We start from the raw sequence: 26,063 nt of genomic DNA on the forward strand, positions 1-26,063 counted from the left end.
CGGCGCGCCAGGCCACGTAGTCGCCGTACGTGGCGGGCAGCGGCGGCAGCGGCGGCCCGTCCCCGAGCGCGGCCCGGTAGGCGGCGGCCAGGTCGGCGTAGAACAGCGACTGGGACCAGCCGTCGAACACGGCGTGGTGGGCGTAGACGGCCAGCACGTGCTCGTCGTCGCCGGTGCGGATCAGTTCGGCCCGCCACAGCGTGTCGGTCGCCAGCGCGAACGGCGTGGCGGCGCTCGCCGCGAGGTGGCCGGCGAGGTCCATGCCCGGGGCGAGGTCACGTACCGGCAGCGGCACCGGTGTGGACGGGTCGGCGACCGCGTACGGCACGCCGTCGCGCTCCGGGATGCGCCAGCGCAGGATCTGCTGACGGTCCGCGACGGCGGTGAGTGCCGTGGCGAGCGCCGCCACGTCGAGCGGGCCGGTGATCCGTTCGGCGAACGCGACGTTGTACGCCGACGCGGCGGCCGGGAAGTAGCGGTCGAGGAACCACAGCCGCTGCTGCGCCGGGGACAGCGCCGGTGGCCGTCCCCTGACGGCGGCGTCGGCCGGGCCGGTTCCGGCGGCGGCGTCGGCGCGGGCGGCGATGCCGCGTGGCGTCCGCCCCACCAGCACGTCCTCGATGGCGAGGTCGCGGCCCAGCCGCTCGCGCAGGTCCGCGACCAGCCGCATCGCGGTGATCGAGTGCCCGCCCTGGTGGAAGAAGTCGTCGTCGCGGCCGACAGTGGACACGTCCAGCAGCGCCGCCCACGCCTGCGCGACGAGGCGTTCGGTGTCGGTGGCGGGCGGCTCGCCGGACGGCACGGAAGCTGGTCCGGCGACGTCGAGCTCGGCCAGCCGCTCGGTGTCGATCTTGCCGTTGATGGTGATGGGCAGCGCGGGCATCGTGTGCATCCGGGCCGGTACGGCGGCGGGCGGCAGCAGCCGGGCGCAGTAGTCGCGCAGCTCGGCAGCGTCCAGGCCGGTCGCCACGTACGCGACGAGTTCCTGACCGCCGACGCCGGCGCGGACCTGGACGCTGGCCAGGTCGACGTCCGGGTGGCGGCGCAACACGGCCTCGACCTCGCCCAGTTCGATCCGCTGCCCGCGGATCTTCACCTGCCGGTCGGCCCGGCCGAGGAACTCCAGGCTCCCGTCCGGCAGCCACCGGGCCAGGTCACCGGTGCGGTAGAGCCGCTCCCCCGGCCGGCCGGAGAACGGGTCCGGGAGGAACCGTTCCGCAGTACGGGCGGCGTCGAACAGGTATCCGCGGCCGAGCCCCGGACCACCGGCGAGCACCTCGCCGATCTCCCCCGGGCCGACCTCGCGCAGCTCGTCGTCGACCAGGTGGATGCGGTGGTTGGCGGCGGGCCGGCCGATCGGGATGGGCCGCGTCCAGTCGCCGCTGCCCTCGAACCAGGTCACCAGCACCGTCGCCTCGGTCGGGCCGTACACGCTGATGAAGCGGCGCCCACCCGCGGTCCAGCGGCCGACCTGTTCCGGGCCGGTGGCCTCGCCGCCGGTGATGACCAGCCGTACGCCGGGAAGCCGGTCCGGGTCCAGCAGCGGCAGGATCGGCGGCGGCAGCACCACCACGTCGACTGCCTGATCGGCGCAGATCCGGTAGAGCCGGGTCGGGTCGGCCCGCTCGGCGTCACCGGCGAGCACGACTGTGCCCCCGGCGGCGAGCGGGGCGAGCATGTCGACCACCGACGCGTCGAACCCGATCGAGGCGAACGCCAGGCACCGGGTCGCCGTGCCGAACCCGGAGAACTCGGCGATCGAGGTGACCTTCTCGGTCAGCGCCCGGTGCTCGATCACCGCGCCCTTGGGCTGCCCGGTCGACCCGGACGTGAACATCGCGTACGCCGTGGTGGCGAGCGTCGCCGGGGTCGGCTGCCAGGGCGCGGTGGCGGCGGGGACGTCCAGCACGGTGCGGCCGGTGAACGTCTCGGCGGCGGGCGTACCCACGACGACGCGCAGCCGGGCCTCGGCGGCCAGCTCCCGCAACCGTCCGGGCGGCAGCGCCGGGTCGAGCGGGACGTACCCGGCGCCGGCGGCCTGCACGCCGAGCAGCGCGACCACCAGGTCCAGGCGGCGGTCCACGCAGACGCCGACGAGGTCGTCCGCGCCGATGCCGTGGTCCCGCAGCGACGCGGCGAGCGCGGCGGCCCGGCCGGCCAGGTCGGCGTAGCTGAGCGTCAGGTCACCCTGCACCACGGCCGGCGCGCCGGGACGCCGCCGGGCGTGCGCGGCGACCAGGTCGGGCAGGCACACCTGCGGGTAGGGCAGCTCGGGGCCGACCTGCTGGTCGCGCTGATCGTCGCGGCCGGTCATCGTCGTGCCTCGATCCAGTGCCGGGTCCGCCGGAACGGGTAGCCGGGCAGCGGCACCCGCCGCCCCGGCGGCACGGGCAGGTCGGCACCGGCACGCCAGGCGCGGACTGCTTCGTCGCCGTCGACCGGGTCGCCGGCCGCGAGCGCGGTCAGCCCGGCCACCGCCTCCCCGGCGTCGGCGCAGGCGACCGCGTCCCGGTACGCCAGCCGCCGCCGTCCCACCGCGAGCGTGTGCGCCACGTCGGCCACCGCCAGGTCGCCGTCGGCCAGCCGGACGGCCAGCCGACGGGCCAGTTCCCGCAGCGCCGCCGGGCTGCCTGCGGACAGCCCCAGCACCACCGGGCCGGGTGCCCCGGCGTCCGGCTCGTCCGTCGCGGGCGCGGGTTCGACGAGTACGTGCGCGTTGGTGCCGCCGAGACCGAACGAGCTGACACCTGCGCGCCGCTCCCCGGCCCACGGCCGGGTCTGCGCGTCCACCTCGGCGCCCGCGGCGGCCAGGTCGATGTCGTCGTGCGCGGCGGTGAAGTGCGCGGTACCCGGCACCTGCCCGGTGCGGACCGCGTACACGGCCTTGATCAGGGAGATCACGCCCGCCGCGGCGTCCAGGTTGCCGAGGTTGCCCTTCACCGAGCCGAGCAGCAGCGGGGCGCGGGCGCTCCGGCGTACCCGGGCCAGCGCGTCCACCTCGATCGCGTCGCCCACCGGCGTGCCGGTGCCGTGGCCCTCCAGGTAGCCCACGTCGGCCGCGTCCCAGCCGACCGACGCCAGCGCCTCCGCCATCACCGCCGCCTGGCCGGACACGCCCGGCACTGTGAATCCGGGCCGGTCGGCGCCGTCGTTGTTCACCGCCCACCCGGCGAGCACGGCGTACACGTGGTCGCCGTCGGCGCGGGCGTCGGCGAGCCGCTTCAGCACCACCGCCCCGGCGCCGTTGCCGAACACCTGCCCGGTGGCGGCGGCGTCGTACGGGCGGCACACCCCGTCGGCGGCCAGCAGCCCGCCCGGCCGCAGCCGGTACCCGGCCTGCCGGGTGGACACCACCGCCGCGCCGCCCGCTATCGCCACGTCGCAGCGGTAGTCCAGCAGGCTCTGCCCGGCCTGGCACACCGCGACGAGCGAGGTCGAGCAGGCGGTCTGGACCGCCACGGCCGGGCCGGACAGCCCCAGCGCGAACGCGGTGCGCGTCGGCAGGTAGTCGCAGCCGGACCCGGTCAGCGCGTCGTCCCAGTCCTCGGCGAGCGTGCCCGCCGCCGGTGCCAGCGCGGGGTTGCCCAGCAGGTGGTGGTGCAGGTAGCGGTTGGGTGCGCATCCGGCGAACACGCCGATCTGGGCCGGGTCGCGGTCCGGGTCGATCCCGGCGTCCTCCAGGGCGTGCCAGGCGACCTCCAGGAACAGCCGGTGCTGCGGGTCGAGCAGCGCCGCCGCCGCGGCGGGACAGCCGAACAGGTCCGCGTCGAAACCCTCCAGGTCGTCGAGCCGGCCGAACGCCGGTACCCAGTCCGGTCCGCCCGGCACGCCCTCGCCGGCCGGGGTCCGGCGCACCGAGTCCACCCCGGACAGCAGGTTGCGCCACAGCGCCGGCGCGTCGTCCGCGCCGGGTACCCGGCAGGACAGGCCCACCACCGCGATCCGGTCGTCCTCGCTCACGCCCGTCCCTCCCCGCCGGCGGCCCGCGCGGCGGCGCGGCGGGCCATCCGGCGTCCGACCGCGGTCAGCCGGCCGTCCTCCGGTACGCCCGCGGCGTCCCCGGCCCTCTCCAGGTACGCGGCCAGCGCCGCCACCGTCGGGAACTCCACCAGCCGGGCCAGCGGCACCCGGCGGCCGAGGTGTTCCTCCAGGTACCCCTGCACCAGGGCGAGCTGGAGCGAGTGCCCGCCCGCCTCGAAGAAGTTCACCAGGCGGTCCACTGCGGGCAGTCCGAGCACCGCGCACCAGCCTGCGGCGATGGTCTGCTCGACCGGCCCGGCCGGCGGTCCCCCGGCGGCCGGGCGTCCGGCGGCCGGCTGCCCCGCGTGCGGCCCTCCGACGTCCGGGCGGCCGGCGTCCGGGTCGGGCAGGGCGGCCTGGTCGAGCTTGCCGGTCGGGCCGATCGGCAACTCCGGCACCGCCACCACCGCCCGGGGCACCATGAAGTCCGGCAGCACAGCGGCCAGCCGTTCCCGCAGCGCTCCCGGCTCGACGACCGTCCCGGCGGCGCCGACCACGTACGCGACGATCTCCTGCTCGCCCGCGCCGGACGCGCCCCGCCGCGCCACCACCGCCGCGTGGGCCACCCTCGGCAGCGCCGCCAGGCAGGCCTCGATCTCGCCCAGCTCCACCCGGTAGCCGCGGATCTTCACCATCCGGTCGCCGCGGCCCAGGTAGACGAGCATGCCGTCGGGCAGCCGCCGCGCGATGTCACCGGTCCGGTACGCGCGCACCCCGTCCTGCTCGGTGAACCGGGCCGCGGTCAGCTCCGGCAGGCCCAGATATCCGAGCGCGACGTGCGGGGTGCGCACGACCACCTCGCCGGTGAGGCAGGCCGGGCGTCCGGCCGGGTCGGTCAGCACCACCTCGACGCCCGGCAACGGATGCCCGATCGGCACGACTGCGCGCCCCGGGTCGGCGTCCGGCGGCAGGTGGTGCTGCGCGGCGAAGCTGATCTCGGTGGTGCCGTACCCGTTGACGAACACCACGCCCGGCGCGAACGACCGCCGGGCCAGCGTCACGTCGTGCCGGGTGACCTCCTCGCCGCCGAGGACGACCGCGCGGACCGACGGCAGCCGCCCGTGCTCTCCGAGGCTCGCCACCACGTACCGGAAGACGGTCGGGGTGGAGTGGTAGACGGTGACGCCCCGGTCGGCGAGCGCGCCGGTGAGGTGGCCGAGGCCGTGCGTGCGGACGTCGACCGGGACGGCGGCGGCGCCGGACAGCAGCGCGCTGAACGTGTCGGTGACGGCCATGTCGTAGCCGAACGAGGTGAGCACGCTCGTGCGGTCGTCCGGCCGGACGGCGAAGTTGCGCACGTGGTTGCGGACGCCGAACAGCACGTTGCGGTGGCTCTGCACCACGCCCTTCGGCTTCCCGGTGGACCCGGAGGTGTAGAGCACGTACGCCGGGTCGTCCGGGCGCGCGGGCCCGGACGGCACCGGCACGCCGGGTTCGCCCCGGCGCAACGACACGACAGGCAGCTCCAGCCCGGCGTCGGCCGCGAGCGCGGCGGCCCGCCCTTCGTGGCCGGGGTCCGCGACGATCGCCCGGACGCCTGCGTCGCGCAGCATCGCGGCCAGGCGGGCCGCCGGGTACGCCGGGTCCAGCGGCACGTACGGCGACCCCGACGCCAGCGCCGCCAGGATGCCGGTGATCGTGGCGACGCCGTGGCGGCACAGCACCGCCACCGGCGCCGTGACGTCACCCGGCCCGGCCAGCGCTTCGGCGGTCGCGGCGACTGCCGCGCCGAGTTCCCGGTAGGTCACAGTCGCGTCGTCGGCGAGCACCGCCGGCCGTTCCGGGTACGCCCGCACCGCCGCGGCGAACGCGGCCGGGATGGTGTCGCCGCGTACCCGATCGGCCTCGGTGCCGTCACCGCCGTGCAGCCGCCAGAGGTCCGGCGCCGGACGCCGCTCGTACCGAGCCGACGGCAGCACCCCCGCCGACGAGGCGTCCGGGTCCAGCGTGGACAGGAACTCGGCCAGGTCGGCGCGGAGGTCGTCGGCGTACGCGGCGGGCAGCCCGGACACGGTGACGCCGGCCAGGTCGGCGCTCACCTCGACGGTGGCGTCGACCGGTTGGTCCGGCGGCGCCGGGCACAGCGAGCGGCACAACTCCCGGATCGGCGCGTCGGCGGTCAGGTCGAGCGTCACCGGGTCGTCGCCGTGCCGCAGCGTCACCACAGGGGATCCGGTGTACCGGCGTACCACCAGGGCCGTGGCGGTGAGGACGACGGCGGCCGGGTCGACGCCCGCGGCCTGCGCCCGGGCGGCGAGCCGCGGCGGCGGGCCGAGCGGCTGCGGGGACGGGCTCACCGCTGGTCCAGGACGGCGGCGACCACGTCGGCGAGCGTGGACACCTCGGCGTCGGGCTCGGCGATCCGGAAGTCGTCGCAGTAGCTGCCGGTGCCGTGCACCACGATCTCGTGCCCGGCCGGCACCAGGCCCCGGTCGACGGCGTTGCAGACGCCGGTCAGCGCCATCAGGATCGACCACTCCCGCAGCCGGGCCGGGTCCTCGGGCAGCGTCAGGCCGGCGTCGGCGAGCCACTGCCGGGCGACCGGGTAGCGCCGGACGCACTCGCGCCGCGACACCACGATGCCGTCGCCGCCGTGCCGCCGCACGAGCGCGTTCATGGCCGGGGAGGTCACCGGGCGGTGGGTGTAGAACGTCGGGTCGAGCACCTCGGCCGGGTCGTCGGTGACGGCCGGGAAGCGCAGGTCGGCGTCCTGCGTCCAGACGCCCCGGTTCTCGTCGAGTGTGTACGCCGGGCAGTGGTCCCGCTCGAACGAGCCGTGGCGCAGGTTGAGCACCATGTCCGGCGTGCCGAGATGCTGCACGAGCAGGAAACCGGGCCGGTCGGCCGGGTCGGCGTCGCCGGTCGCCTCCAGCACGTCGCGGCCCAGGTTGTAGCCGAGCAGGCCGAACGCGCTGGACACTGCGTGCGCGTGCCAGCGGGAACCGGTGGCCGGCGACACGTCGGCCTCGAAGGCGGCCCGGGCGGCGTCGGCGACCAGGTAGTTGCGCAGGTCGAGGGTGTACCAGAGGGTGACGCCGTGCTTGTCGTACGCGGTGGCCGCGTACTCGTCGACGAACGCGCGGCCGAGCGCCTTCACGCCCTCCGGATCCGCGCCGGTGTACCGCAGCAGCGGGTTGACCGCACGGGTCGCGGGATCGGCGGCGAGCGCGTCGTGGCGGAACTTGTGCCGGGTCGCCGCCGGCGCCAGCACCACGATGGACAGCTGCTCCGGGGTCACCAGCCCGGCCGCGTACGCGCGCGCCACCGAGTCGCGCAGCGCGACGCCCTTGTTGCCGGAGGTCGGGGTGACGATGCACAGCCGCTCGCCGGTACGCCGGATGTGCTCCACCGCGCGGGCGACGATCACCATCGAGGCGAACGTCTTCGTGGTCCGGGTGCCCGGGTTGGCGGTCAGGTCGAGCATCGTCAGGTCGTGCCCGCCGTAGTGGCCCAGCGGGGACCAGTTGACCGTGGCGGCGGCGTAGAACTCGCGTACCGCGAGGGTCAGCTCGGGCAGGTCGAAGCCGGGCGCGAAGCCGGGCGTGCCGGGCGCGTCGCCGGGGACCGCGCCGCACCGGCGCACCGCCGACGCGATGACGTCGTAGTAGTCGGTGATCATGTTGCGGGTGGCCGGGGTGGTCACGGTCATCGGGCTTCCTCCAACACACTCCGGGCCGGCGCCGGCGGCACCGTTCGCAGATGGTCACGCAGGGCGGTGAACCGGCAGGCGATCTCGGGCAGCTCGCTCGCGTGCCAGCCGCCGGCCAGGTCGGGCCGGTACGCCGCCAGCGCGGCCCGGGCGCGCTCCGGGTAGCGGACGTGGCCGCCGCCGACCTCGACGCCGTCGCGGCGCCCGGCGGCGGTGTTCCAGGCGACCGCCTGCGCCACCGGCAGCTCGGCCGGCAGCCGCAGCTCGGTCCGGCCGCCGGTGAGCCGGACCGGATAGCCGCCCGGCAGTCCCAGCGGGCCGGGCAGGCTCGCCGTCACCTCGTCACCGGCGGCGAGCGCAACCACCAGGGCGGCCCCGGCGTGCCCGGCGAGCGCGTTCAGCTCCGGCCGGGGAAGCGCGCGGTACCCGGCGAGCAGCCCGGTGACGTCCGGGACGGGCCGGCCGTCCAGCCAGGCGCGTACCTCGGCGGTGTCCTCGTCGTCCGGGCCGGGCGCGGCGAGGTGGGCGTGGTGGCCGAGCACCGCCAGGCGGCGCTGGCCGGGACGGCCGAGCGCGGCGTCCAGGCACGCGGCGAGCGTCGCCACGTTGCCGATGCCGCAGCGCACCGGCAGGTCCAGCGCGGCGAGCAGCGGGTTGACCGCGTCCGGGAACGCGCCGTTGACGAGCGTGGCGCCGGGCGCGCCGCCGGCCAGCGCGGCGGCCAGCCGGGACACCAGTTCGGCCTGCAACGCCAGCGTCACCCCGAAGCCGGCCGCGGCGATCAGGTCCGTCCAGGCCGACGGCGCCGCCGCCCGCTCGTACGGCGACTGCGCGGACGCGGCGCAGACCAGCACGTCGGGCCGGAGCCGGGCCATCGAGGCGGCGTCGGCGGCGTACCCCTCCCCCGGGTCGGTGCCGGGTTCGGCGGTGAACGGCCGGGCGGTAACGGCGACGGGGGTTCCGGCGACTGTGGCGCGCACCCGCGCGGCGCGGGCGAGCGCGTGGGCCGCGTCCGGGTCGCGGGCCAGGACCGTCACGCGCAGCGGCGCCGGGGTGGGCGTCGCGGCCAGGGCGTGGCACAGCGAGCGGGCCAGCCGGCCGGCGCCCACCACGACGACGTGCCGCGCGTCAGCGGACCGGGCTGACATCGCGTCCCGCCTCCGTGACCCGGTCGACCCAGTCGGCGAACGACCCGGCGCGCAGGCAGCTCGCCGGGGACACCTCCAGCCCGGCCATCTCCCGTACCCGCAGCGCCATCCGCAGCGCGGTCAGCGAGTGCCCGCCGAGCGCGACGAACGTGTCGTCGTCGTGCACCGCGTCGACGCCGAGCGTGGCCCGCCACGCCTCGCGCAACCGGTCGGTGAGGGCGCCGCCGCCGGGTTCCGCCGCTGGCCCGGTGGGCCGGGGCGGCGGCGGTGGCAGCTCCAGCCGCGCGACCTTGCCGTTGGGCAGGCGGGGCAGCCGGTCGACCAGGACGATCTGGTCCGGGCGCATCGCGGGCGGCAGCGCCGAGGCCAGGTAGCCCTGGAGCAGCCCGGTGGTCAGCAGGTGGTCGGCGGGCTCGTCCCGGGGCGTCGCCGCGGGCGGCGGGTCCTGCGACCGTACGGCGTAGACGTAGCTGACGTCGGCGTCCGCGCCGACGTTCCAGTCGCCGATGTCGTGCACCTCGAACCCGGCAGCGCACAGCAGCTCGCGCACCCGCGGGGTGGTCACGCTGCTGCGCTCGACCTCCAGGCAGACCTGGCGGATGCGGGGCCAGTGCTCGGGGCGCAGCCCGCGCAGCACGCTCAGCTCGGCGCCCTCGGTGTTGATCTTCAGCAAGTCGACGCGGTCCAGCCCGAAGCGGTCCAGCAGGTCCGACAGCGTCACAGTCGGCACCACGTGCGCCACCGGGGCGAGGCGGCGGCGGGCGTCCGCGAGGAGCGCTGCCTGTTCGGTCTCGTCGGCGTCGCCGCCGCCGTGGCGGTAGTGCGACCGGACCAGGTCGGAGGCGGCGCCGGCCCGGTCGGCGCCGAGGCCGGACAGGTAGCTCAGCTCGGGGAACGAGGTCAGCTCGGCGGTGCCCGCCGCGTCGGTCACGGCGGCCTCGACGACCGACGCGGACCCGGCGTAGAGGCCGAGGTTGGCGCGCAGGTACGGCAGCGTGTCCGGGTTCGGCTCGACCGCTACGAGCCGCACGTCGCGCGCCTGCCGGGACGCCCAGAGCGAGAACAGCCCGATGTTGGCGCCGACGTCGAGGACCACGGCGCCGTCGCCGACGCGGACGCCGAAACGGGCGTACTCGGCCTGGTCGAAGATCTGCCGGTAGAGGAAGACCGCCTCGTCCGGCGACGCCGCCGTGACCGCCATGCCGTTCGGAAGCGGGAACCGCGGCAACCCGCCGGCCGCCGGGGCCTGCCGGGGCTGCGGCACCACGTAGCCGACCAGGCGTGGGCCGTCCTCGGCGTCGGGGACTGTCACCACCACCGCGTCGTGCACGGCCGGATGCTCGCGCAGTACGGCTGCCACCTCGCCCGGCTCCACCCGGACCCCCCGGATCTTGACCTGGTCGTCGGCCCGGCCGCGGAACTCCAGGAAGCCCTGCGGCGCGACCCGCACCAGGTCACCGGTGCGGTAGAGCCGCGCGCCCGGCCGCGCCGGATCGGGACGGAAGCGCTCCGCCGTCCGCTCGTCGTCGCGCAGGTAGCCGAGCCCGACCGCGACCCCGCCGATCCACAGCTCGCCGGTCCCGCCCTCGGGCACCGGGCGCAGGTCGTCGTCGAGCACGTGGGCGGTGACGCCGTCGATGATCCGGCCGATCGGGGCGATGCTGCCCGCGTACGGCTCGGCGCAGTCCCAGTAGGACACGTTGATCGAGGTCTCGCTCGGGCCGTACCCGTTGAACAGCCCGCACGGCAGCAGCTCGCGCAGCCGCCGGACCAGCCGCATGTCCAGCGCCTCGCCGCCGCACAGCACCCGCCGCAGCGTGACGCAGCCGGCGAACTCCGGCTCGTCGAGCACGTGCCGCAACATGGTCGGTACGAAGTGCGCGGTGGTGACCGCCTCCCGCTGGATCAGCCGGACCAGCCCGAGACTGTCGAACTGCAGGCCCGGCCCGGCGACGACCACGGCGCCGCCCGCGATCAGCGGCGAGAGGATCTCGTGCACCGACGCGTCGAACCCGATCGACGCCTTGTGCAGCACCCGGTCGTCGGCGGTGAATCCGAACCAGTCGTGGCCCCAGGCCAGCCGGTTGACCAGCCCGGCGTGGTGCAGCACGACACCCTTCGGCCGGCCGGTGGAGCCGGAGGTGAACAGCACCAGCGCGGCGTGCTCACCCGGCGGCAGCCAGCCGGTGCGATCGGTCAGGTCGGCCGGCGACCCGGCCCGCGCGGTACGCACGTCCCGCCACCCGGTGGACGCGGGCGCGGCGACGGCGGGCGGACGGTCGGCGTACAGGACGAGCCGGGGCGCGGCCGCCGCGAGCATCTGCTCGGCCCGGCCGGAGGGCAGCTCGGGGTCGATCGGGACCGCCACCGCGCCCACCGCGAGCGTCGCCAGCAACGACGTGACGTAGTCGGCGGACCGGTGCAGGTACAGGCCCACCAGGTCACCCGGCCGCACGCGGGCGCGGCGCAGCAGCTCGGCCGTCGCGCCGACCCGCTCCCACAACGCGGTGTAGCTCAGCTCGCCGTCCGGGCCGACGATCGCGGGCCGGTCGCCGCCGGCGCCGGCGGGCCGGTGCACCAGGTCGGTCAGGTAGCGCGGGCCGGTCACGGCGCTACCTGCGTCCTCGTCGCGACCGCGACGATCGCCATCCGGGGCACCTCGGCCACGAACTGCCCGTCGGCCCGGTAGACCAGCGGACGGGCCGGCACGTCGTCGCGGCCGATTCCGGCCAGGTAGCCGGTGTGGTCGAAGTGGCGGGTCAGCAGCCCCCACACCTCGTCGTCGGTGAGCGTCGCGAAGTAGTCGCGCACGCCGTACATGTCGCCGACGTAGTCGCGCATGCCCGCGGAGGCGGACTCGGCGCTGTCGGCGCGCACGATCAGCGGGTCGTACAGGTCGACGACGCGTACCGGCAGCCCGGCCCCGGTGAACAGGCCGGTCAGCTCGGCGCGGCTGAAGTGCCGGTAGTCGTGGCCGCCGGCGGCGTGCGGGTGCACCACCTCGCCGAAGAACCCGGCCATCGGGCTGGACTCGTCGAAGTCGTGCAGCACGATCCGGCCGCCGGGGCGGACCACCCGGGCCGCCTCCGCGACCGCCTGCGGCCGCCGGGCCGCCGGGATGTGGTGCGTGCCGTACGCCAGCAGCACCGCGTCCACGCCGGCGTCGCGCAGGAACAGGAAGTGCGCGGCCTGGCGGACGGCGGGCAGGCCGTGGGCCAGCGCCTTGTCGACCATGTGGCCGGACAGGTCGCCGGTGATGAACGCCAGTTTGGACTCGAAGCAGGCGGACTGGCTGCTCGCGGCGCGGGCCACTGTGCCGTCGCCGCCGAGCACGTCGAGGATGAGCGTGACCGGGGCGGCGGCGTCCGGGGTGGCGAGGTCCAGCAGCCGCCGCATGCCGGTCCAGCGGACGAGCGTGTCCCGCTGCGCCCGGCGATAGGAATCGCCCCGGCCGGTGGAGTCGGTGTCGAACTCGCTGACCGTGCCGGCCAGTTCCGCGAGGGCCTCGTCCGCGCCGGGGCGGCCAAAGTCGAGCAGCTCGCGCAGTTGCGGGTGGAGGGTCGCCACGGTGTGCAGGTAATCGCGCAGGACCAGGGACGGAAGGTACGGCCGGCTCATGAACACCTCGGCGCACGCGACAGTATGCCGCCTCGTCAGCGACGTCCCTTCGGCGAACGGATGGCGAACTTTAACACCGCTTCTCGGCCGTTCACCAGGTCGAATACCGGACATTGTGGAAGGTTCGGTACGGGTACGAGTCCTTACCCGTTCTTTGTCGCCTATTCCGCCACAGGGGTGTGACTGGCGACGACGTGTCGCATTAGGTCGATGATTTCCGGCAGATGGTCGGTAAGGAAGAAATGCCCGCCGGGAAACACGTGCCATCGCGGCTCGGTGACACATTCCCGGGCCCACCCTGCGGCCCGGTCCCGGTCCACGTGCTCGTCCCCGTCGCCGAGCAGCACGTGCACCGGCACCTCCAGCGGCGGCTCCGGACGGTAGGCGTACCGCTCGGACAGCGCGAAGTCGGCGCGTACCCCGGGCAGGATCAGCTCCATCAGGTCGCGGTCGGCCAGCAGCGCGGCCGGCGTGGCCCCGAAGTCGCGCAACGCCTCGATCAGACCGGCGTCGTCGAGGTCGTGCACGCGCCGCCGCACCAGCCGGGTCTGCGGCGCCTCCGCGCCGCCGACCAGCAACGCCAGCGGCGCGGGCGCGCCCCGGCGGCGCAGCTCCCGGGTCACCTCGAACGCCACCAGCGCCCCCAGGCTGTGGCCGAACAGCAGGAACGGCCCGGACGCCCGCTCGGCGACGGCTGTCGCCAGCGCGTCCACCAGCTCCGCGAGGTCGTCCACGGGTGGCTCGTGCAGCCGGGCACCCCGGCCCGGCATCAGCGCGACCTGCACCGACAGCTCCGGCGCGGCCAGTTCCTGCCACTGCGCGAAGGAGCCGGCGACGCCGCCGGCGTACGGGAAGACGAACACCTGGGCGTCGCCGGCCGGGGAACCGGCCGGCCCGAACCAGCGGCTCGCACTCACCTGGGGCATGGCCAGGAGCATAGGGCCGGACCACTCCCGGCTCGGCGGACGGGCCTGTGTGGACAGCCGGCCGCCTGGCACACTACCGGGATGCGGCGGGGGGTCTGGTCGGTGCTGGCGATGCTCGTCGCGGCCGGGCTCGGCGCATCGGTCGCCTGGCTGCCGAACGCCACCGACCGGCAGCTCACCCTGCTGCAGTCGGTCCTCGCCGTCCTGGCGGCCGGCGGCCCGATCCTGGGCTGGCTGTGGCGGCGCAACCACCGGGGCGCACGCCGCCCCGGCCCCGAGGCGCAGCGGGCGGCCGACGAGCTGGCCGCCGCCGTCCTCGCGCAGTGGAGCCGCGCGGCGACCGAGCGCGGGCTGTGGGCGCCGGTTCCGATCCGGGTCCACTGGCGGTGGTCGGACCGGCCGGTCACCGGGCCGGTGGACGCCGCCGCGACCGAGGGCGACCTGGTCCGGTTCCCGCCCCTGCCGGCCGTCCCGCCGGTGCGGGCGGCCGACCTCGCCCACGGCGACCTGCACGACCTGTTCCGGGTGTACGCGGGCCTGGGCTCCGGCCGCCTGCTGCTGCTCGGCCGGCCCGGGGCGGGCAAGTCGGCAGCGGTCGTCCTGCTGCTGATCGACGCGCTGGAGCACCGGCAGCGCCTGCCGGAGCAGGAACGCGCACGGGTACCCGTGCCGGTGCTGCTGACCGTGTCCGGCTGGGATCCGCGCCGGCAACCGGTCGCCGACTGGCTGGCCGCCCGGCTGGCCGCCGATCACGATGTCCTCGGCGGGCTCGAACCGGCCCGCCGGCTCGTCACGGGCGGGCACGTGGCGCTCTTCCTGGACGGGCTGGACGAACTGCCGCCGGACCTGCGACCGGTCGCCCTGCGCGCGCTCGACGTCCAGACCACGTTCCGGCTGGTGGTGACGACCCGCAGCCGCGAGCTGGTGGAGGCGGTGGCCGTCGCCCGGCACCTCTCCGGCGCCGCCGCCCTGGAGCTGGAACCGCTGACCGGCGCGGACATCGCTTCGTACGTCACCCGGAGCCGGACCCAGCCGTTGCCGCCGGGGTGGCAGCGGCTGGTGGACGAGGTGCGCGACCGGCCTGAGAGTCCCGTCGCGCAGGCGCTGCGCAGCCCGCTGATGCTGAGCCTGTTCCGGGACACGGTGACCACCGACGACGATGCCGCGGAGCTGCTCGACAGCTACCACAGCCGGGAGGCGGTGGAGGACGCCCTGCTCGACCGGGTGCTTCCCGCGGCGTACGCCGTCCAGCCCGGCGTGCCGGAGCCGCGCTACACGGCTGCGCAGGCGGCGCGCTGGCTCGGTCACCTCGCCCACCTGATGAACCGGGCGGGCAGCCGCGATCTGGTGTGGTGGCACCTGGCGTCGTTCACCTCCTGGGACCTGTACGCGGTCACGACGGTGCTCGTCACCGGTCTCGGCGCCGGACTGAGCGCGGGGTTGCTCGCCGGGCCGGCGTTCGGCGTCCTGGCCGGGCTGGCGTTCGGGCTGGTGCTCACGTTCACCGCCAAGCTGTCCCGGGACGTGCTGATCGGCCGGCGTCCGCTGCGGCTCCGCCGGATCAGATGGAGCCGGGTCGTCAGCCGTCAGCGGATGGAGAGCGTGCTCGGCGCCGGGCTCACCGGTGCGTTGTTCCTGGGCTTCTTCGGGCTCCTCGTCGCCGCGTGCGCCGATGTCACAGGCATCGGGTCCGGGCGGGCCTTCCCGGTCTTCCTCGCCTTCACCGCGACCGGTTTTCTCGGTTGCCTCTCCCTGGGCCTGTACCTGGCGATGGCCGGCTCGGCGGACGAGGACGACCCGGTGTCGTCGCGGCTGTCCTGGCGGCGGGACCTGTGGTCCGCGGTGGGCGGCGGCCTCTGGCTCGGGTCCGTGCTCGGTGTCCTGGGTGGCCTGGTGGGGCGGCTCGCCGGGTCGGCGGAAGGTGGCATCGCCTGTGGCATCGTCGGCGGCTTCCTGCTCGGCGTGACGTCCTCGCAGACCTGGCGCGCCCTGCTCGTCATGGTCGAGCTGCGCCGTACCGGGGTGGCGCCGCTGCGGCTGCTCCGGTTCCTCGACGACGCGCACCGCCGGTCGGTGCTGCGCACGGTGGGGCCGGTCTACCAGTTCCGGCACGCCCGTCTGCAGGACCGCCTGGCGACCACCGCCGGTGCTACGGTGGACCGGAGTGATCCAGTGGCGATCAGGCAGGCAGGGAGACCAGACATGGCGGGTGACGACGACATCTCCGGGTGAGACCGGACATGTGACCGACCGCAGGCGAGCGCCGTGGTCGTTCCGTCGTACCCCGAGACCGTGTCCCCCGCCGGGCGGCTGAGGTCCGCCCGCCCTCATCTTCGAGGTCGTCTTCCTGATGTCCGATTCCTTCGTCGTCTGCTCGAACCTGACCTTCTCCTGGCCGGACGACACCCCGGTCTTCCAGAACCTCTCCTTCACCCTCGGCGGCGGCCGGACCGGACTGGTCGCGCCGAACGGCGCCGGCAAGAGCACGCTGCTCAAGCTGATCGCCGGCGAGTACCGCCCGGCCGCCGGGTCGGTGACCGTCGACGGCGTGCTGGGCTACCTCCCGCAGAGCCTGCCGCTGGCCGCCGACCTCACCGTGGCCGAGGTCCTGGAGATCGCACCGCTGATCGCGGCGCTGCACGCCATCGAGGCCGGCGACGCCGACGAGAGGCACTTCACCACCATCGGCGCCGACTGGGACATCGAGGAACGCACGCGCGCGCAACTCGACCGGCTCGGCCTCGGCGGCCTCGCCTTCGACAGGCACCTGGGCACGCTCAGCGGTGGGCAGGTGGTCTCCCTCGGCCTGGCGGCGCAACTGCTCAAGCAGCCCGACGTGCTGCTGCTGGACGAGCCGACGAACAACCTCGACCTGGGCGCCCGGCACCGGCTCTACGACGTGCTGGAACAGTGGCACGGCTGTCTGCTGCTGGTCAGTCACGACCGGGCTCTGCTGGACCGGATGGACCGCATCGCCGAACTCGACCGCGGTGAGATGCGCTTCCACGGCGGCGACTTCACCTCGTACGAGGCGGCCGTGCGGGCCGCGCAGGAGGTGGCGGAGAAGAACGTCCGCAGCGCCGAACAGGACCTCAAGCGGGAGAAGCGGGAGTTGCAGGAGGCCCGCGAACGGGCGGCCCGGCGAGCCGGCAACGCCGCCCGGAACCTGAAGAACGCGGGTCTGGCGAGGATCGTCGCCGGCGGCTTGAAGCGGGACGCGCAGGTGGCAGCGGGCAAGGCGAACGAGATGCACTCCGGGCGGGTCGACGACGCCCGGGCACGGCTCGACGAGGCCGAGCGGGCGCTGCGCAACGAGAAGACGATCACGGTGGAGCTGCCCGCCACCACCGTCCCGGCCGGACGCACACTGCTGACCGCCGAACGGGTCCGGGTCCGGCACGGTGAGCGGTCGCTGTTCGCCGCCGACGGTGTCGACCTGACGATCCGCGGTCCGGAGCGGATCGCCCTGCTCGGCGACAACGGCGCGGGCAAGTCGACGCTGCTGCGCCTGATCGACGGCGATCTGGAGCCGGAGAGCGGCCGGATCACCCGCGCGGACGGCCGGATCGCGTACCTGTCGCAGCGGCTGGACCTGCTGGACCTGGACCGTACCGTGGCGGAGAACCTGGCCGCGTTCGCGCCGCAGGCCCCTGATGCGCAGCGGATGAACCTGCTCGCCCGCTTCCTGTTCCGCGGCCCGCGCGCGCATCTTCCGGTCGGGGTGCTCTCCGGCGGGGAGCGGCTGCGCGCCACGCTCGCGTGCGTGCTGGGCGCCGAACCGGCCCCGCAGCTCCTGCTGCTCGACGAGCCGACGAACAACCTCGACCTGGTCAGCGTCGGGCAGTTGGAGAGCGCGCTGCACGCCTACCGGGGCGCGCTGCTGGTGGTCAGCCACGACGAGCGGTTCCTCGCCGCGATCGACGTCGGCCGCTGGCTGCGCCTGGCGGACGGACGCCTGGTGGAGACCGGTCCCCCGGACGCCGGCTGACCGGCCCGGTCAGACCGCCGGCAGGCGGACCACGAACCGGCACCCGCCGGTCACGTTGTGCGCGTGCACCCGCCCGCCGTGCGCCTCGACCAGTCCGCGCACGATCGCCAGACCCAGCCCGCCGCCGGCCGGTGCCGCCTCGTCGGCGCCGGCCGGTGCGGGAGTACGGGCCCGGGTGCCCCGGAACGCCACGTCGAACACCCGGGGCAGGTCCGCCTCCGGAATGCCGCCGCAGGTGTCGGAGACGGCGAGCCACGCGTCGGCGTCGTCCCGCCCGGCGTCGATGCGGACAGTGCCGTCCGGTGGCGTGTACCGCACCGAGTTGACCAGCAGGTTCGTCACGACGCGGGCGAGTTCGGCCTCGGCGGCCCGGACGGTCGGCCAGCCGGTCTCCGGGGCGAGCACCCGGACCCGCCGGTCGGCGGCCAGCGGCGCGGTGGCGGCGATCGCGTCGGAGACCACGTCGCCGAGCGGCACCGGGGACAGCGCGGGCCGCAACGCTCCGGCGGTGATCCGGGACAGCTCGAACAGATCGTCGACCAGGCGCGTCATCCGGTCCGTCTCGACCCGGATCCGGCGGTGGTACTCGGCCACCGCCGCCGGCTCGTCGACCACCCGGTCCTCCAGCGCCTCCGCCATCGCCCGCAGCCCGGCCAGCGGCGTACGCAGGTCGTGGGAGACCCACGCGACCAGCTCGCGGCGGCCCGCCTCCAGCTGCCGTTCCCGCTGCCGGGCCTGGTCGGCCCAGACCGCCGCCTGGGCGAGGCGGCGGGCGAACGCCACCCCGACGGCCAGGCTGAGCGCCGCGGACGCGGCGACCGTGACGAGGACGACCTGGAGGTCGTGCGCGGACAGGAACATGGCCTGGGCAACGGCCGTGACGCCGGCCGTCACCGAGGCGATGGTGACCGCGAGCAGCACCGCGATGTGCGCGAGGATCGACCGGTGGCGCACCAGCCGCAGCGCGCCGACGCCGAGCGCGCCGACCGCAGCGCCTGCGAGCAGGGCGTAGAGCCCGATGACCATCAGCTCGTTCACCGGGACGCCTCCGACGGCTCGTACCGGTAACCGACGCCCCACACGGTGACGATGCGGCGCGGCTGCGCCGGGTGGTCCTCGATCTTCTCCCGCAGCCGCCGGACGTGGACGGTGACTGTGGACTGGTCGCCGAACCGCCAGCCCCACACGCGGTCCAGCAGCTCGGCCCGCGACCAGGCGCGTCCCGGGTTCGCGAGCAGGAACGCGAGCAGGTCGAACTCCCGTACGGTCAGCGACAGCGGCTGCCCGCCGCGCTCGGCGACGCGCCGGTCGGTGTCCGCGGTGAGGTCGCCGTCGCGCAGCACCCCTGTCGGTCCCCGGTCCTGCGGGGCCGCGCGCCGCAGCACCGACCGGATGCGCAGCACGAGTTCACGGGGCGAGAACGGCTTGGTCACGTAGTCGTCCGCGCCGACCTCCAGCCCGGCGACCCGGTCGGCCTCGTCCCCAAGCGCGGTGAGCATGACGACGGGCAGGCCGGGCAGCCGGCGACGCAGCCGCCGGCACACCTCGATGCCGTCGAGACCCGGCATCATCAGGTCGAGGACCACCAGGTCGGGTGGCTCCTCCTCGGCCGCGGCGAGCGCGTCCGGCCCGTCGAAGGACAACCGGACCCGGCAGCCGTCCTGTTCGAGGTAGCGCCGGACGACGTCGCTCACCGTCCGGTCGTCGTCGACGACGAGCACGTAGCGCCCCATGGGCCAGACGCTACCCATCGGCGTCCCGGTGCGGCGGCCCGCGGTCGACCCGTAAGCGGACGGAAAGATCTTTCCGCCGGCTACGCGCCTACCGTCGGAGCATGGGCAGAAGACGTGTGGTGTCGTCGGTGCTGGCCGTCGTGGCCGTCACCGGCCTCGGGGTGAGCCTGTACCTGTTCCAGCCGTGGCGGCTGGTGACCGACCGCGAGGTACGCGAGACGCTGCCCACTGTGGCGGAGCCCTCACCGGCTCCGGCCGGCACGACCGGCTCGTCGCCGACCGGCGCGGCGCCCGCCGACGTGGTGCTCGCCGCCGGTGACTTCGTCACCCACGAGCACGACACGTCCGGCCGGGCGCAGCTCGTCCGTCTCGCCGACGGCCGCCGTCAGCTGCTCCTGCGCGGACTGGACACCTCCGACGGACCCGACCTGCGGGTGTGGCTGACCGACCGGAAGGTGCTCCCCGGCCGGGCCGGCTGGCAGGTGTTCGACGACGGCCGCTGGGTCGAGCTGGGCCGGCTCAAGGGCAACATCGGCGACCAGGCGTACGACATCCCGGCGTCGGTGGACCTGGACGGTCTGCGCAGCGTGTCGATCTGGTGCAAGCGGGTCGCGGTGTCGTTCGGCGCGGCGCCGCTTGCCGCTGTGACGGGATCGGCGCCGGCCTGACGCCTGTGCCGCCGGCCTCGGACGCTGGTCTACGCTGCGGGAAGCGCTGGTTCACCCGGTCGGCGACGGCCGGGTGTCGTAAGAGGGAACCCGGTGGGAATCCGGGACTGCCCCGCAGCGGTGAGTGGGAACGACAGCCGTCAACAGCACTGGGCCACGGCCTGGGAAGCGACGGCCAGTAGGCGACCTCGTGTCACGCCCGCGAGTCCGAAGACCTGCCCGCGTCGCGCGTACCACCGGTGCGCGCCGCCGTCGACCTCGCGGGTGGGTCGGGCGGGTGACACGTCGTGCGCAGGGCCGTCGGCGTGTCCTCGACGTGCACACCCCGGCCGGTCGGCGGTCCGCTTCTGCGAGGACGGAACCGCACAGTGCCCGACACCATCACGCTCACCGGCCGACCACCGTCGGCCTCGCACCTGACCCTGTCGCAGATCATGGACCAGCACCACACCAACCTGATGGGCACGGTCCACGGCGGGCGGATCCTCAACCTGATCGACTCGGTCGCCGGTGTGGTCGCCGCCCGCCACTCCGACGGCCCGGCCGTCACCGCCGCCATCGACGAGACCGCCTTCCTGCGGGCGGTACGCGTGGGGGACGTGGTCCACGTGGACGCCCGGATCACCTGGGCCGGCCGCAGCTCGATGGAGGTGGCGGTGAAGGTCAGCGCGGACCGGTGGGACCGCGCGGTGCCGCCGGTGGACGTGGCGACCGCGCACCTGGTGATGGTGGCGGTGGACGACGACGGGCAGCCCCGGCCGGTGCCGCCGCTGCACGCCGAGACCGACGGCGACCGGCGGCGCTACCGGGAGGCGCAGATCCGGCGCGAACACCGGCTGGCGCTGCGCCGGGCGCTGCTCGACGGCGCCGGGGAGGGCTGAACGGTGCTCGGACTGTCGGCGGCCACGCTCGCGGGTTACCTGGCCGCCATCGTGGTGCTCATGCTCACCCCGGGGCCGGACATGATGTTCGTGCTCGCCAACGCCACCCGGTACGGCCCACGGGCGGGCGCGGTGGCCGCGCTCGGGGTCGCCGCCGGGGAGGCGGTGCACGTCGCCGCCGTGGTGGCCGGGCTCGCCACGCTGATCGCCGCGTCCCCGGTGCTGTTCACCGCGATCCGGTGGGCCGGTGCGGCGTACCTGATCGTGCTGGGCCTGCGGGCGCTGCGCGGCACGGGCCGGCTCGGCGCACCGGCGGACCGGCCGGACGGCGGCGCCGGGCGGGCGTTCCGGCGCGGCCTGCTGACGAACCTGCTCAACCCGAAGATGATCCTGTTCAGTGTGGCGTTCCTGCCGCAGTTCGTCCGGCCCGAGGCGGGCCCGGTGGCGGCGCAGCTGGTGCTGCTCGGCGTGCTGTTCGTCGCGGTGCAACTCGCCGTGGACCTGGCGCTCGGGGTGGGCGCCGGGCGGTTCGCCAGGCGGTGGGGCGACAGCCGCTGGTCACGGCGCGTCGACCGGCTCTGCGCTGTCGCCTTCGTCGCGCTCGGCGTCCGGCTGGCCGCCGGCTGAGACGCACCGGGGCGCGGTGCGGGCGTCGGCTGGTCGGCGGTCGGCAATGCCCCGGCCGGTTGATCGACTCCATCACGCCGAGGTGGCGGCATCAGAAGTGCTCCGACCCCGCCACCTCGGCGAACTGGCGATGATCATGAGGCCGGTCCCGGTTCGGCTCCGCCGGCGTCCCGGACGCGGGCGGCCGCTCGCGGTCCAGGTGCAGGCGCAGCAGCACCCAGCCCAGCGACACGGCGCCGATGAACACGTACGCGGGCTGGGTGCCGAACGTGTCCCAGCAGGTGTGCAGTGTGACGGCGGCGGCGAAGGTGAGCAGGAACGCCGCCAGCTTCCGGCCGCCGGGCGCGGCGGCGAACGTGAACAGCGCGGCGGCGGTCAGCCCGGTCCAGGCCAGGTGCGCGGCGGGCGCGGTGAGACCGCGTACCAGCAGCGTCCGCTCGACCGCGCCGAGGTTGCCCTCCGACCCGACGAACGCGGCGAACGCGTAGCCCATGGTCTCCAGCGCGGCGAACCCGGCGCCGGAGGCCACGCCGATCACCAGGCCCTGCGCCGGGGACGGGTGCCGCCGCCACAGCAGCAGGATGCCGGCCGGCACGATCAGTTTGGCGGTCTCCTCGGCCAGGCCGACGAGCGCCATCGGCAGGACGCCGAGGCGGTGCAGGGTGCCGTACTCCAGCCAGCCGGCGGCGACCACGCCGACCACGCCGCCGAGGAGCGCGGCGACGCCGACGACGGAGCCGGGGACCGGGCGGCGGGCCGGCCGTCCCTGGGCGAAGGCCAGGAACGTGGCGGGCGCGACGCACGCGCCGAGCACGATCAGCGCCGGGACGAACGTGACGGTCCCGGTGCCGACGAGTGTCTCCAGCACCAGCAGGTGAAGCCCGACGCCGACGAGCAGGACCGCCACCCACGCCCAGCGGCGTCCGGTATTCCCCATACCGCCGAGTATCGCGCCCGCCGGGTCGCGCCGGAATCGGGGGTAGGCACTGTGGACAGTGAGATCATTCCGACACGCCGACACGACATCTGGTGTTGCACGCAAGCCCTCACCGCCATATATGGTGGTGCCGCAGCTGGTTCGGCCGAGACCCTCCGGGGCGGGGCCGAGGCAAGAGGGAACCCGGTGGGAATCCGGGACTGCCCCGCAGCGGTGAGTGGGAACGACAGCCGTCAACAGCACTGGGCCACCGGCCTGGGAAGCGACGGCCGGTAGGCGACCGGCGACCCCGGTCGGGCCCGCGAGTCCGAAGACCTGCCAGCGCGCCGTACGCCTCCGCGTACGGCGGCCGGAGGTCGCGCGGGACGACCGACGCCAGCAGCCGGGCCGGCCGTGCGCCGCGCCCGTTGGCGTCTCCCGCCGTCTCCAGACGGTGACAGCGAGGAGAGGTCATGACTGTCGTGCAGGAGAGTCCCCCGTCCGGAACCGGCGGGTCCGAGACCCGCCGGCCGGCGATGCGGGTACGCAAGCGGGACGGCGACACCGAGCCGGTGGACGTCGGCAAGATCGTCCGGGCGGTCGAGCGCTGGGTCGCCGACCTGGACGAGGTGGACCCGCTGCGGGTGGCCACGAAGACGATAAGCGGGCTCTACGACGGGGCGACCACCGCCGAGCTGGACCGGTTGTCGATCCAGACCGCGGCGGAGCTGATCGGCGAGGAGCCGCAGTACTCGAAGCTGGCGGCGCGGTTGCTCGCCGCGTACGTGGACAAGGAGGTCCGCGGACAGGGCGTGGCGAGCTTCAGCCAGTCGATCGCCTACGCGCACGGGCTGGGACTGATCGGCGACGAGACGGCCGGGTTCGTGGCCCGGCACGCCCGCAAGCTCGACGACGCCGTGGACCCGGACGGCGACCTGCGGTTCGAGTACTTCGGACTGCGCACGGTGGCCGACCGCTACCTGCTGCGGCACCCGCAGTCGCGGCTGGTGGTGGAGACGCCGCAGTACTGGCTGCTGCGGGTGGCCTGCGGGCTGTCCCGCACCCCGGGCGAGGCGGTCGGCTTCTACCGGCTGATGTCCAGCCTGGCGTACCTGCCCAGCTCCCCCACGCTGTTCAACTCCGGCACCCGGCACACCCAGATGTCGTCGTGCTTCCTGGTCGACTCGCCGCGCGACGAGCTGGACTCGATCTACGAGCGGTACCACCAGGTGGCGAAGCTGTCGAAGTTCTCCGGCGGCATCGGCATCTCCTGGTCGCGGGTACGCGGCCGGGGCGCGCTGATCCGGGGCACCAACGGGCGCTCCAACGGCATCGTGCCGTTCCTCAAGACGCTCGACGCCGGGGTGGCCGCGGTCAACCAGGGCGGCCGGCGCAAGGGCGCGGCCTGCGTCTACCTGGAGCCGTGGCACCCGGACGTGGAGGAGTTCCTGGAGCTGCGGGACAACACCGGCGAGGAGTCGCGGCGTACGCACAACCTCAACCTGGCCAACTGGATCCCGGACGAGTTCATGCGCCGGGTCGAGGCCGACGGCGAGTGGTCGCTGGTCGACCCGTCGGACGCCCCGGAGCTGCCCGACCTGTACGGCGAGGCGTTCGACGCCGCGTACCGGGCGGCGGAGAAGAACGCGGTCCGCACGGTCCGGGCCCGGGACCTGTACGGGCGGATGATGCGCACGCTCGCGCAGACCGGCAACGGCTGGATGACGTTCAAGGACGCCGCGAACCGGCTGTCCAACCAGACCGGCGAGCCGGGCAACGTGATCCACCTGTCCAACCTGTGCACCGAGATCCTGGAGGTCAACGACGACGCCGAGACGGCGGTGTGCAACCTCGGCTCGGTGAACCTCGGCGCCCACGTCACCGCCGACGGCGTGGACTGGGAGCGGCTGCGCGCCACGGTCCGCACCGCCGTGGTGTTCCTCGACCGGGTGATCGACATCAACTACTACCCGGCCGAGCAGGCGGCGGCGTCGAACCCGCGCTGGCGGCCGGTCGGGCTCGGGCTGATGGGGTTGCAGGACGCGTTCTTCACGCTGCGCCTGCCGTTCGACTCGGCGCAGGCCAAGGAGCTGTCCACCCGCGTGCAGGAGGAGATCCTGCTGACCGCGCTGGAGACCTCCGCCGGGCTGGCCGAGCGGTTCGGGCCGCATCCGGCGTACCCGCAGACCCGGGCCGCGAAGGGTGACCTGCACCCGGACCTGTGGGGCGCGGAGCCGGCGCAGGCCGGACGGTGGGCGGCGCTGCGCGAGCGGATCGCCGTCCACGGGCTGCGCAACTCACTGCTGGTGGCGATCGCGCCGACCGCCACCATCGCCTCCATCGCCGGCTGCTACGAGTGCGTGGAGCCGCAGGTGTCCAACCTGTTCAAGCGCGAGACCATGTCCGGGGAGTTCCTCCAGGTCAACACGTACCTGGTGCGGGAGCTGAAGGCGCGCGGCCTGTGGACACCGCAGGTCCGCGACCGGATCAAGCGGGCCGAGGGCTCGGTGCAGGACATCACCGAGCTGCCCGCGCCGGTGCGGGAGCTGTTCCGCACCGCCTGGGAGCTGCCGCAGCGGGCGCTGATCGACCTGGCCGCCGCGCGGGCGCCCTTCATCGACCAGTCCCAGTCGCTGAACCTGTTCCTGAGCGCGCCGACCATCGGCAAGCTGTCCTCGATGTACCTGTACGCCTGGAAGGCCGGGCTGAAGACCACCTACTACCTGCGTTCCCGTCCCGCCACCCGCATCCAGCAGGCCACCGTCGCGCCGGTGCTCGCCCCGGTCTCCGGCGTGGTCTCCGCCGTGAGCGACGACGAGGCGCTGGCCTGTTCCCTGGAGAACCCCGAGAGCTGCGAGGCATGCCAGTGACCACCACCGCACCGACCCGGCACATGCTGCTCGACCCCGGCATGGACCTGACCCTGCGGCCGATGCGCTACCCGCGCTTCTTCGACCGGTTCAAGGACGCGATCAAGAACACCTGGACGGTCGAGGAGGTGGACCTGCACTCGGACCTCGCCGACCTGGCGAAGCTGTCCCCGGCCGAGCGGCACCTGGTGTCGCGGCTGGTGGCGTTCTTCGCCACCGGCGACACCATCGTCGCCAACAACCTGGTGCTCAACCTCTACCAGCACGTCAACTCCCCGGAGGGCCGGCTCTACCTGTCCCGGCAGCTGTTCGAGGAGGCGGTGCACGTCCAGTTCTACCTGAACCTGCTCGACACGTACGTGCCGGACGAGAAGGAACGGTTCGCCGCGTTCGACGCGGTGGAGAACATCCCGTCGATCGCCCGCAAGGCCGAGTTCTGCTTCCGGTGGATCGACTCGATCTTCGAGCTGCGCGAGCTGCGGACCCGCGCGGACCGGCGGGCGTTCCTGCTCAACCTGATCTGCTTCGCCGCGTGCATCGAGGGCCTGTTCTTCTACGGCGCGTTCGCCTACGTCTACTTCCTGCGCTCCCGGGGACTGCTCAACGGGCTGGCCTCCGGCACCAACTGGGTGTTCCGGGACGAGTCGATGCACATGGCGTTCGCCTTCGACGTGGTGGAGACCGTACGCGCCGAGGAGCCGGACCTGTTCGACGACGAGATGGAGCGGCAGGTGAAGGAGATGCTGGCCGAGGCGGTGGAGTGCGAGGTGAGCTTCGCCGAGGACCTGCTGGGGCAGGGCGTGCCCGGGATGTCACTGGCCGACATGCGCGAATACCTCCAGCATGTGGCCGACCGGCGCCTCGCAGTGCTCGGCATCGCCCCCATGTACGGCAGCGGCAACCCGTTCGCGTTCATGGAGTTGCAGGACGTGCAGGAGCTGTCCAACTTCTTCGAGCGCCGGGTGTCGGCGTACCAGGTCGGGGTGACCGGCTCGGTCACCTTCGACGACGACTTCTGA

General features: G+C 74.6%; 18 protein-coding genes and 2 riboswitches (1 of these 20 only partly in view). Of the genes, 7 read left to right on the plus strand and 11 right to left on the minus strand.

Going from position 1 to position 26,063, the window contains the following annotated elements; genetic code table 11:
• The 8 genes from FB454_RS22940 to FB454_RS22975 form a co-directional block, all read right to left on the minus strand.
• A protein-coding gene (locus FB454_RS22940) for a non-ribosomal peptide synthetase (protein WP_071095483.1) crosses the window boundary here: on the minus strand, nucleotides 1-2,314 show its 5' portion. The gene continues 1,199 nt to the left of window position 1, outside the view; only the first 2,314 of its 3,513 coding nucleotides appear in the window; it begins with the start codon at nucleotides 2,312-2,314; its stop codon lies off the left edge, out of view.
• Nucleotides 2,311-3,960, minus strand: coding sequence for a beta-ketoacyl synthase N-terminal-like domain-containing protein (locus FB454_RS22945; protein ID WP_013285804.1), 1,650 nt, complete (start codon nucleotides 3,958-3,960; stop codon nucleotides 2,311-2,313). The genes FB454_RS22940 and FB454_RS22945 overlap by 4 nt, the downstream gene beginning before the upstream one ends.
• On the minus strand, nucleotides 3,957-6,317 hold the full coding sequence (locus tag FB454_RS22950; RefSeq protein ID WP_013285803.1) for a non-ribosomal peptide synthetase: 2,361 nt from the start codon (nucleotides 6,315-6,317) through the stop codon (nucleotides 3,957-3,959). Before FB454_RS22950 ends, FB454_RS22945 begins: the two co-directional genes overlap by 4 nt.
• A complete protein-coding gene (locus FB454_RS22955; RefSeq protein WP_145752322.1) occupies nucleotides 6,314-7,669 on the minus strand; it encodes a DUF6002 family protein in 1,356 nt (451 codons plus the stop codon). The genes FB454_RS22950 and FB454_RS22955 overlap by 4 nt, the downstream gene beginning before the upstream one ends.
• Nucleotides 7,666-8,817, minus strand: coding sequence for a hypothetical protein (locus FB454_RS22960; protein ID WP_013285801.1), 1,152 nt, complete (start codon nucleotides 8,815-8,817; stop codon nucleotides 7,666-7,668). The genes FB454_RS22955 and FB454_RS22960 overlap by 4 nt, the downstream gene beginning before the upstream one ends.
• Entirely contained in the window at nucleotides 8,798-11,425 is a 2,628-nt protein-coding gene (locus FB454_RS22965) for an amino acid adenylation domain-containing protein (RefSeq protein WP_013285800.1), read from the minus strand. Before FB454_RS22965 ends, FB454_RS22960 begins: the two co-directional genes overlap by 20 nt.
• A complete protein-coding gene (locus FB454_RS22970) occupies nucleotides 11,422-12,435 on the minus strand; it encodes a class I SAM-dependent methyltransferase (RefSeq protein ID WP_013285799.1) in 1,014 nt (337 codons plus the stop codon). The genes FB454_RS22965 and FB454_RS22970 overlap by 4 nt, the downstream gene beginning before the upstream one ends.
• Before the next feature lie 161 nt (nucleotides 12,436-12,596).
• Nucleotides 12,597-13,361, minus strand: a complete 765-nt coding sequence (locus tag FB454_RS22975; RefSeq protein WP_232236611.1) for a thioesterase II family protein — start codon at nucleotides 13,359-13,361, stop codon at nucleotides 12,597-12,599.
• 81 nt (nucleotides 13,362-13,442) lie between these two features.
• Here FB454_RS22975 and FB454_RS22980 point away from each other — a divergent pair, with 81 nt between their 5' ends.
• Together FB454_RS22980 and FB454_RS22985 are read left to right on the plus strand one after the other, a co-directional pair.
• A complete protein-coding gene (locus tag FB454_RS22980) occupies nucleotides 13,443-15,593 on the plus strand; it encodes a hypothetical protein (RefSeq protein WP_030268893.1) in 2,151 nt (716 codons plus the stop codon).
• 118 nt (nucleotides 15,594-15,711) lie between these two features.
• Entirely contained in the window at nucleotides 15,712-17,349 is a 1,638-nt protein-coding gene (locus FB454_RS22985; protein ID WP_030268892.1) for an ABC-F family ATP-binding cassette domain-containing protein, read from the plus strand.
• Between the two features lie 9 nt (nucleotides 17,350-17,358).
• On the opposite strand, the gene FB454_RS22990 is transcribed toward FB454_RS22985, so the two are convergent.
• On the minus strand, nucleotides 17,359-18,375 hold the full coding sequence (locus tag FB454_RS22990) for a sensor histidine kinase (RefSeq protein ID WP_162881604.1): 1,017 nt from the start codon (nucleotides 18,373-18,375) through the stop codon (nucleotides 17,359-17,361).
• Between the two features lie 8 nt (nucleotides 18,376-18,383).
• Nucleotides 18,384-19,082: a response regulator transcription factor gene (locus tag FB454_RS22995; protein WP_030268889.1), complete on the minus strand. Its 699-nt coding sequence runs from the start codon at nucleotides 19,080-19,082 to the stop codon at nucleotides 18,384-18,386.
• Between the two features lie 101 nt (nucleotides 19,083-19,183).
• On the opposite strand from FB454_RS22995, the gene FB454_RS23000 reads away from it, so the two are divergent.
• From FB454_RS23000 to FB454_RS23010, 3 genes are all read left to right on the plus strand, one after another.
• Nucleotides 19,184-19,750 (plus strand): DM13 domain-containing protein, encoded by a 567-nt coding sequence (locus tag FB454_RS23000; protein ID WP_145823455.1) that lies wholly within the window; start codon nucleotides 19,184-19,186, stop codon nucleotides 19,748-19,750.
• Nucleotides 19,751-19,780: 30 nt separating this feature from the next.
• A riboswitch (cobalamin riboswitch) is annotated at nucleotides 19,781-19,987 on the plus strand.
• Between the two features lie 131 nt (nucleotides 19,988-20,118).
• Nucleotides 20,119-20,631 carry an acyl-CoA thioesterase gene (locus tag FB454_RS23005; protein WP_030268885.1) on the plus strand — a complete coding sequence of 171 codons (513 nt, stop codon included), beginning with the start codon at nucleotides 20,119-20,121 and terminating at the stop codon, nucleotides 20,629-20,631.
• A 3-nt stretch (nucleotides 20,632-20,634) separates the two neighbouring features.
• Complete coding sequence (locus FB454_RS23010) at nucleotides 20,635-21,258, plus strand: LysE family translocator (RefSeq protein WP_030268882.1); 624 nt, start codon at nucleotides 20,635-20,637, stop codon at nucleotides 21,256-21,258.
• 91 nt (nucleotides 21,259-21,349) lie between these two features.
• Here the strand turns inward: FB454_RS23010 and FB454_RS23015 are convergent, their stop codons facing one another.
• Nucleotides 21,350-22,195: a PrsW family glutamic-type intramembrane protease gene (locus FB454_RS23015; protein WP_145823456.1), complete on the minus strand. Its 846-nt coding sequence runs from the start codon at nucleotides 22,193-22,195 to the stop codon at nucleotides 21,350-21,352.
• A gap of 120 nt (nucleotides 22,196-22,315) precedes the next feature.
• Nucleotides 22,316-22,531, plus strand: a riboswitch (cobalamin riboswitch).
• A 116-nt stretch (nucleotides 22,532-22,647) separates the two neighbouring features.
• On the opposite strand from FB454_RS23015, the gene FB454_RS23020 reads away from it, so the two are divergent.
• Nucleotides 22,648-25,044, plus strand: a complete 2,397-nt coding sequence (locus FB454_RS23020) for a ribonucleoside-diphosphate reductase subunit alpha (protein ID WP_013285789.1) — start codon at nucleotides 22,648-22,650, stop codon at nucleotides 25,042-25,044.
• Nucleotides 25,035-26,063 carry a ribonucleotide-diphosphate reductase subunit beta gene (locus FB454_RS23025; RefSeq protein WP_013285788.1) on the plus strand — a complete coding sequence of 343 codons (1,029 nt, stop codon included), beginning with the start codon at nucleotides 25,035-25,037 and terminating at the stop codon, nucleotides 26,061-26,063. Before FB454_RS23020 ends, FB454_RS23025 begins: the two co-directional genes overlap by 10 nt.

Source organism: Micromonospora sp. CNZ297, from assembly GCF_007827625.1.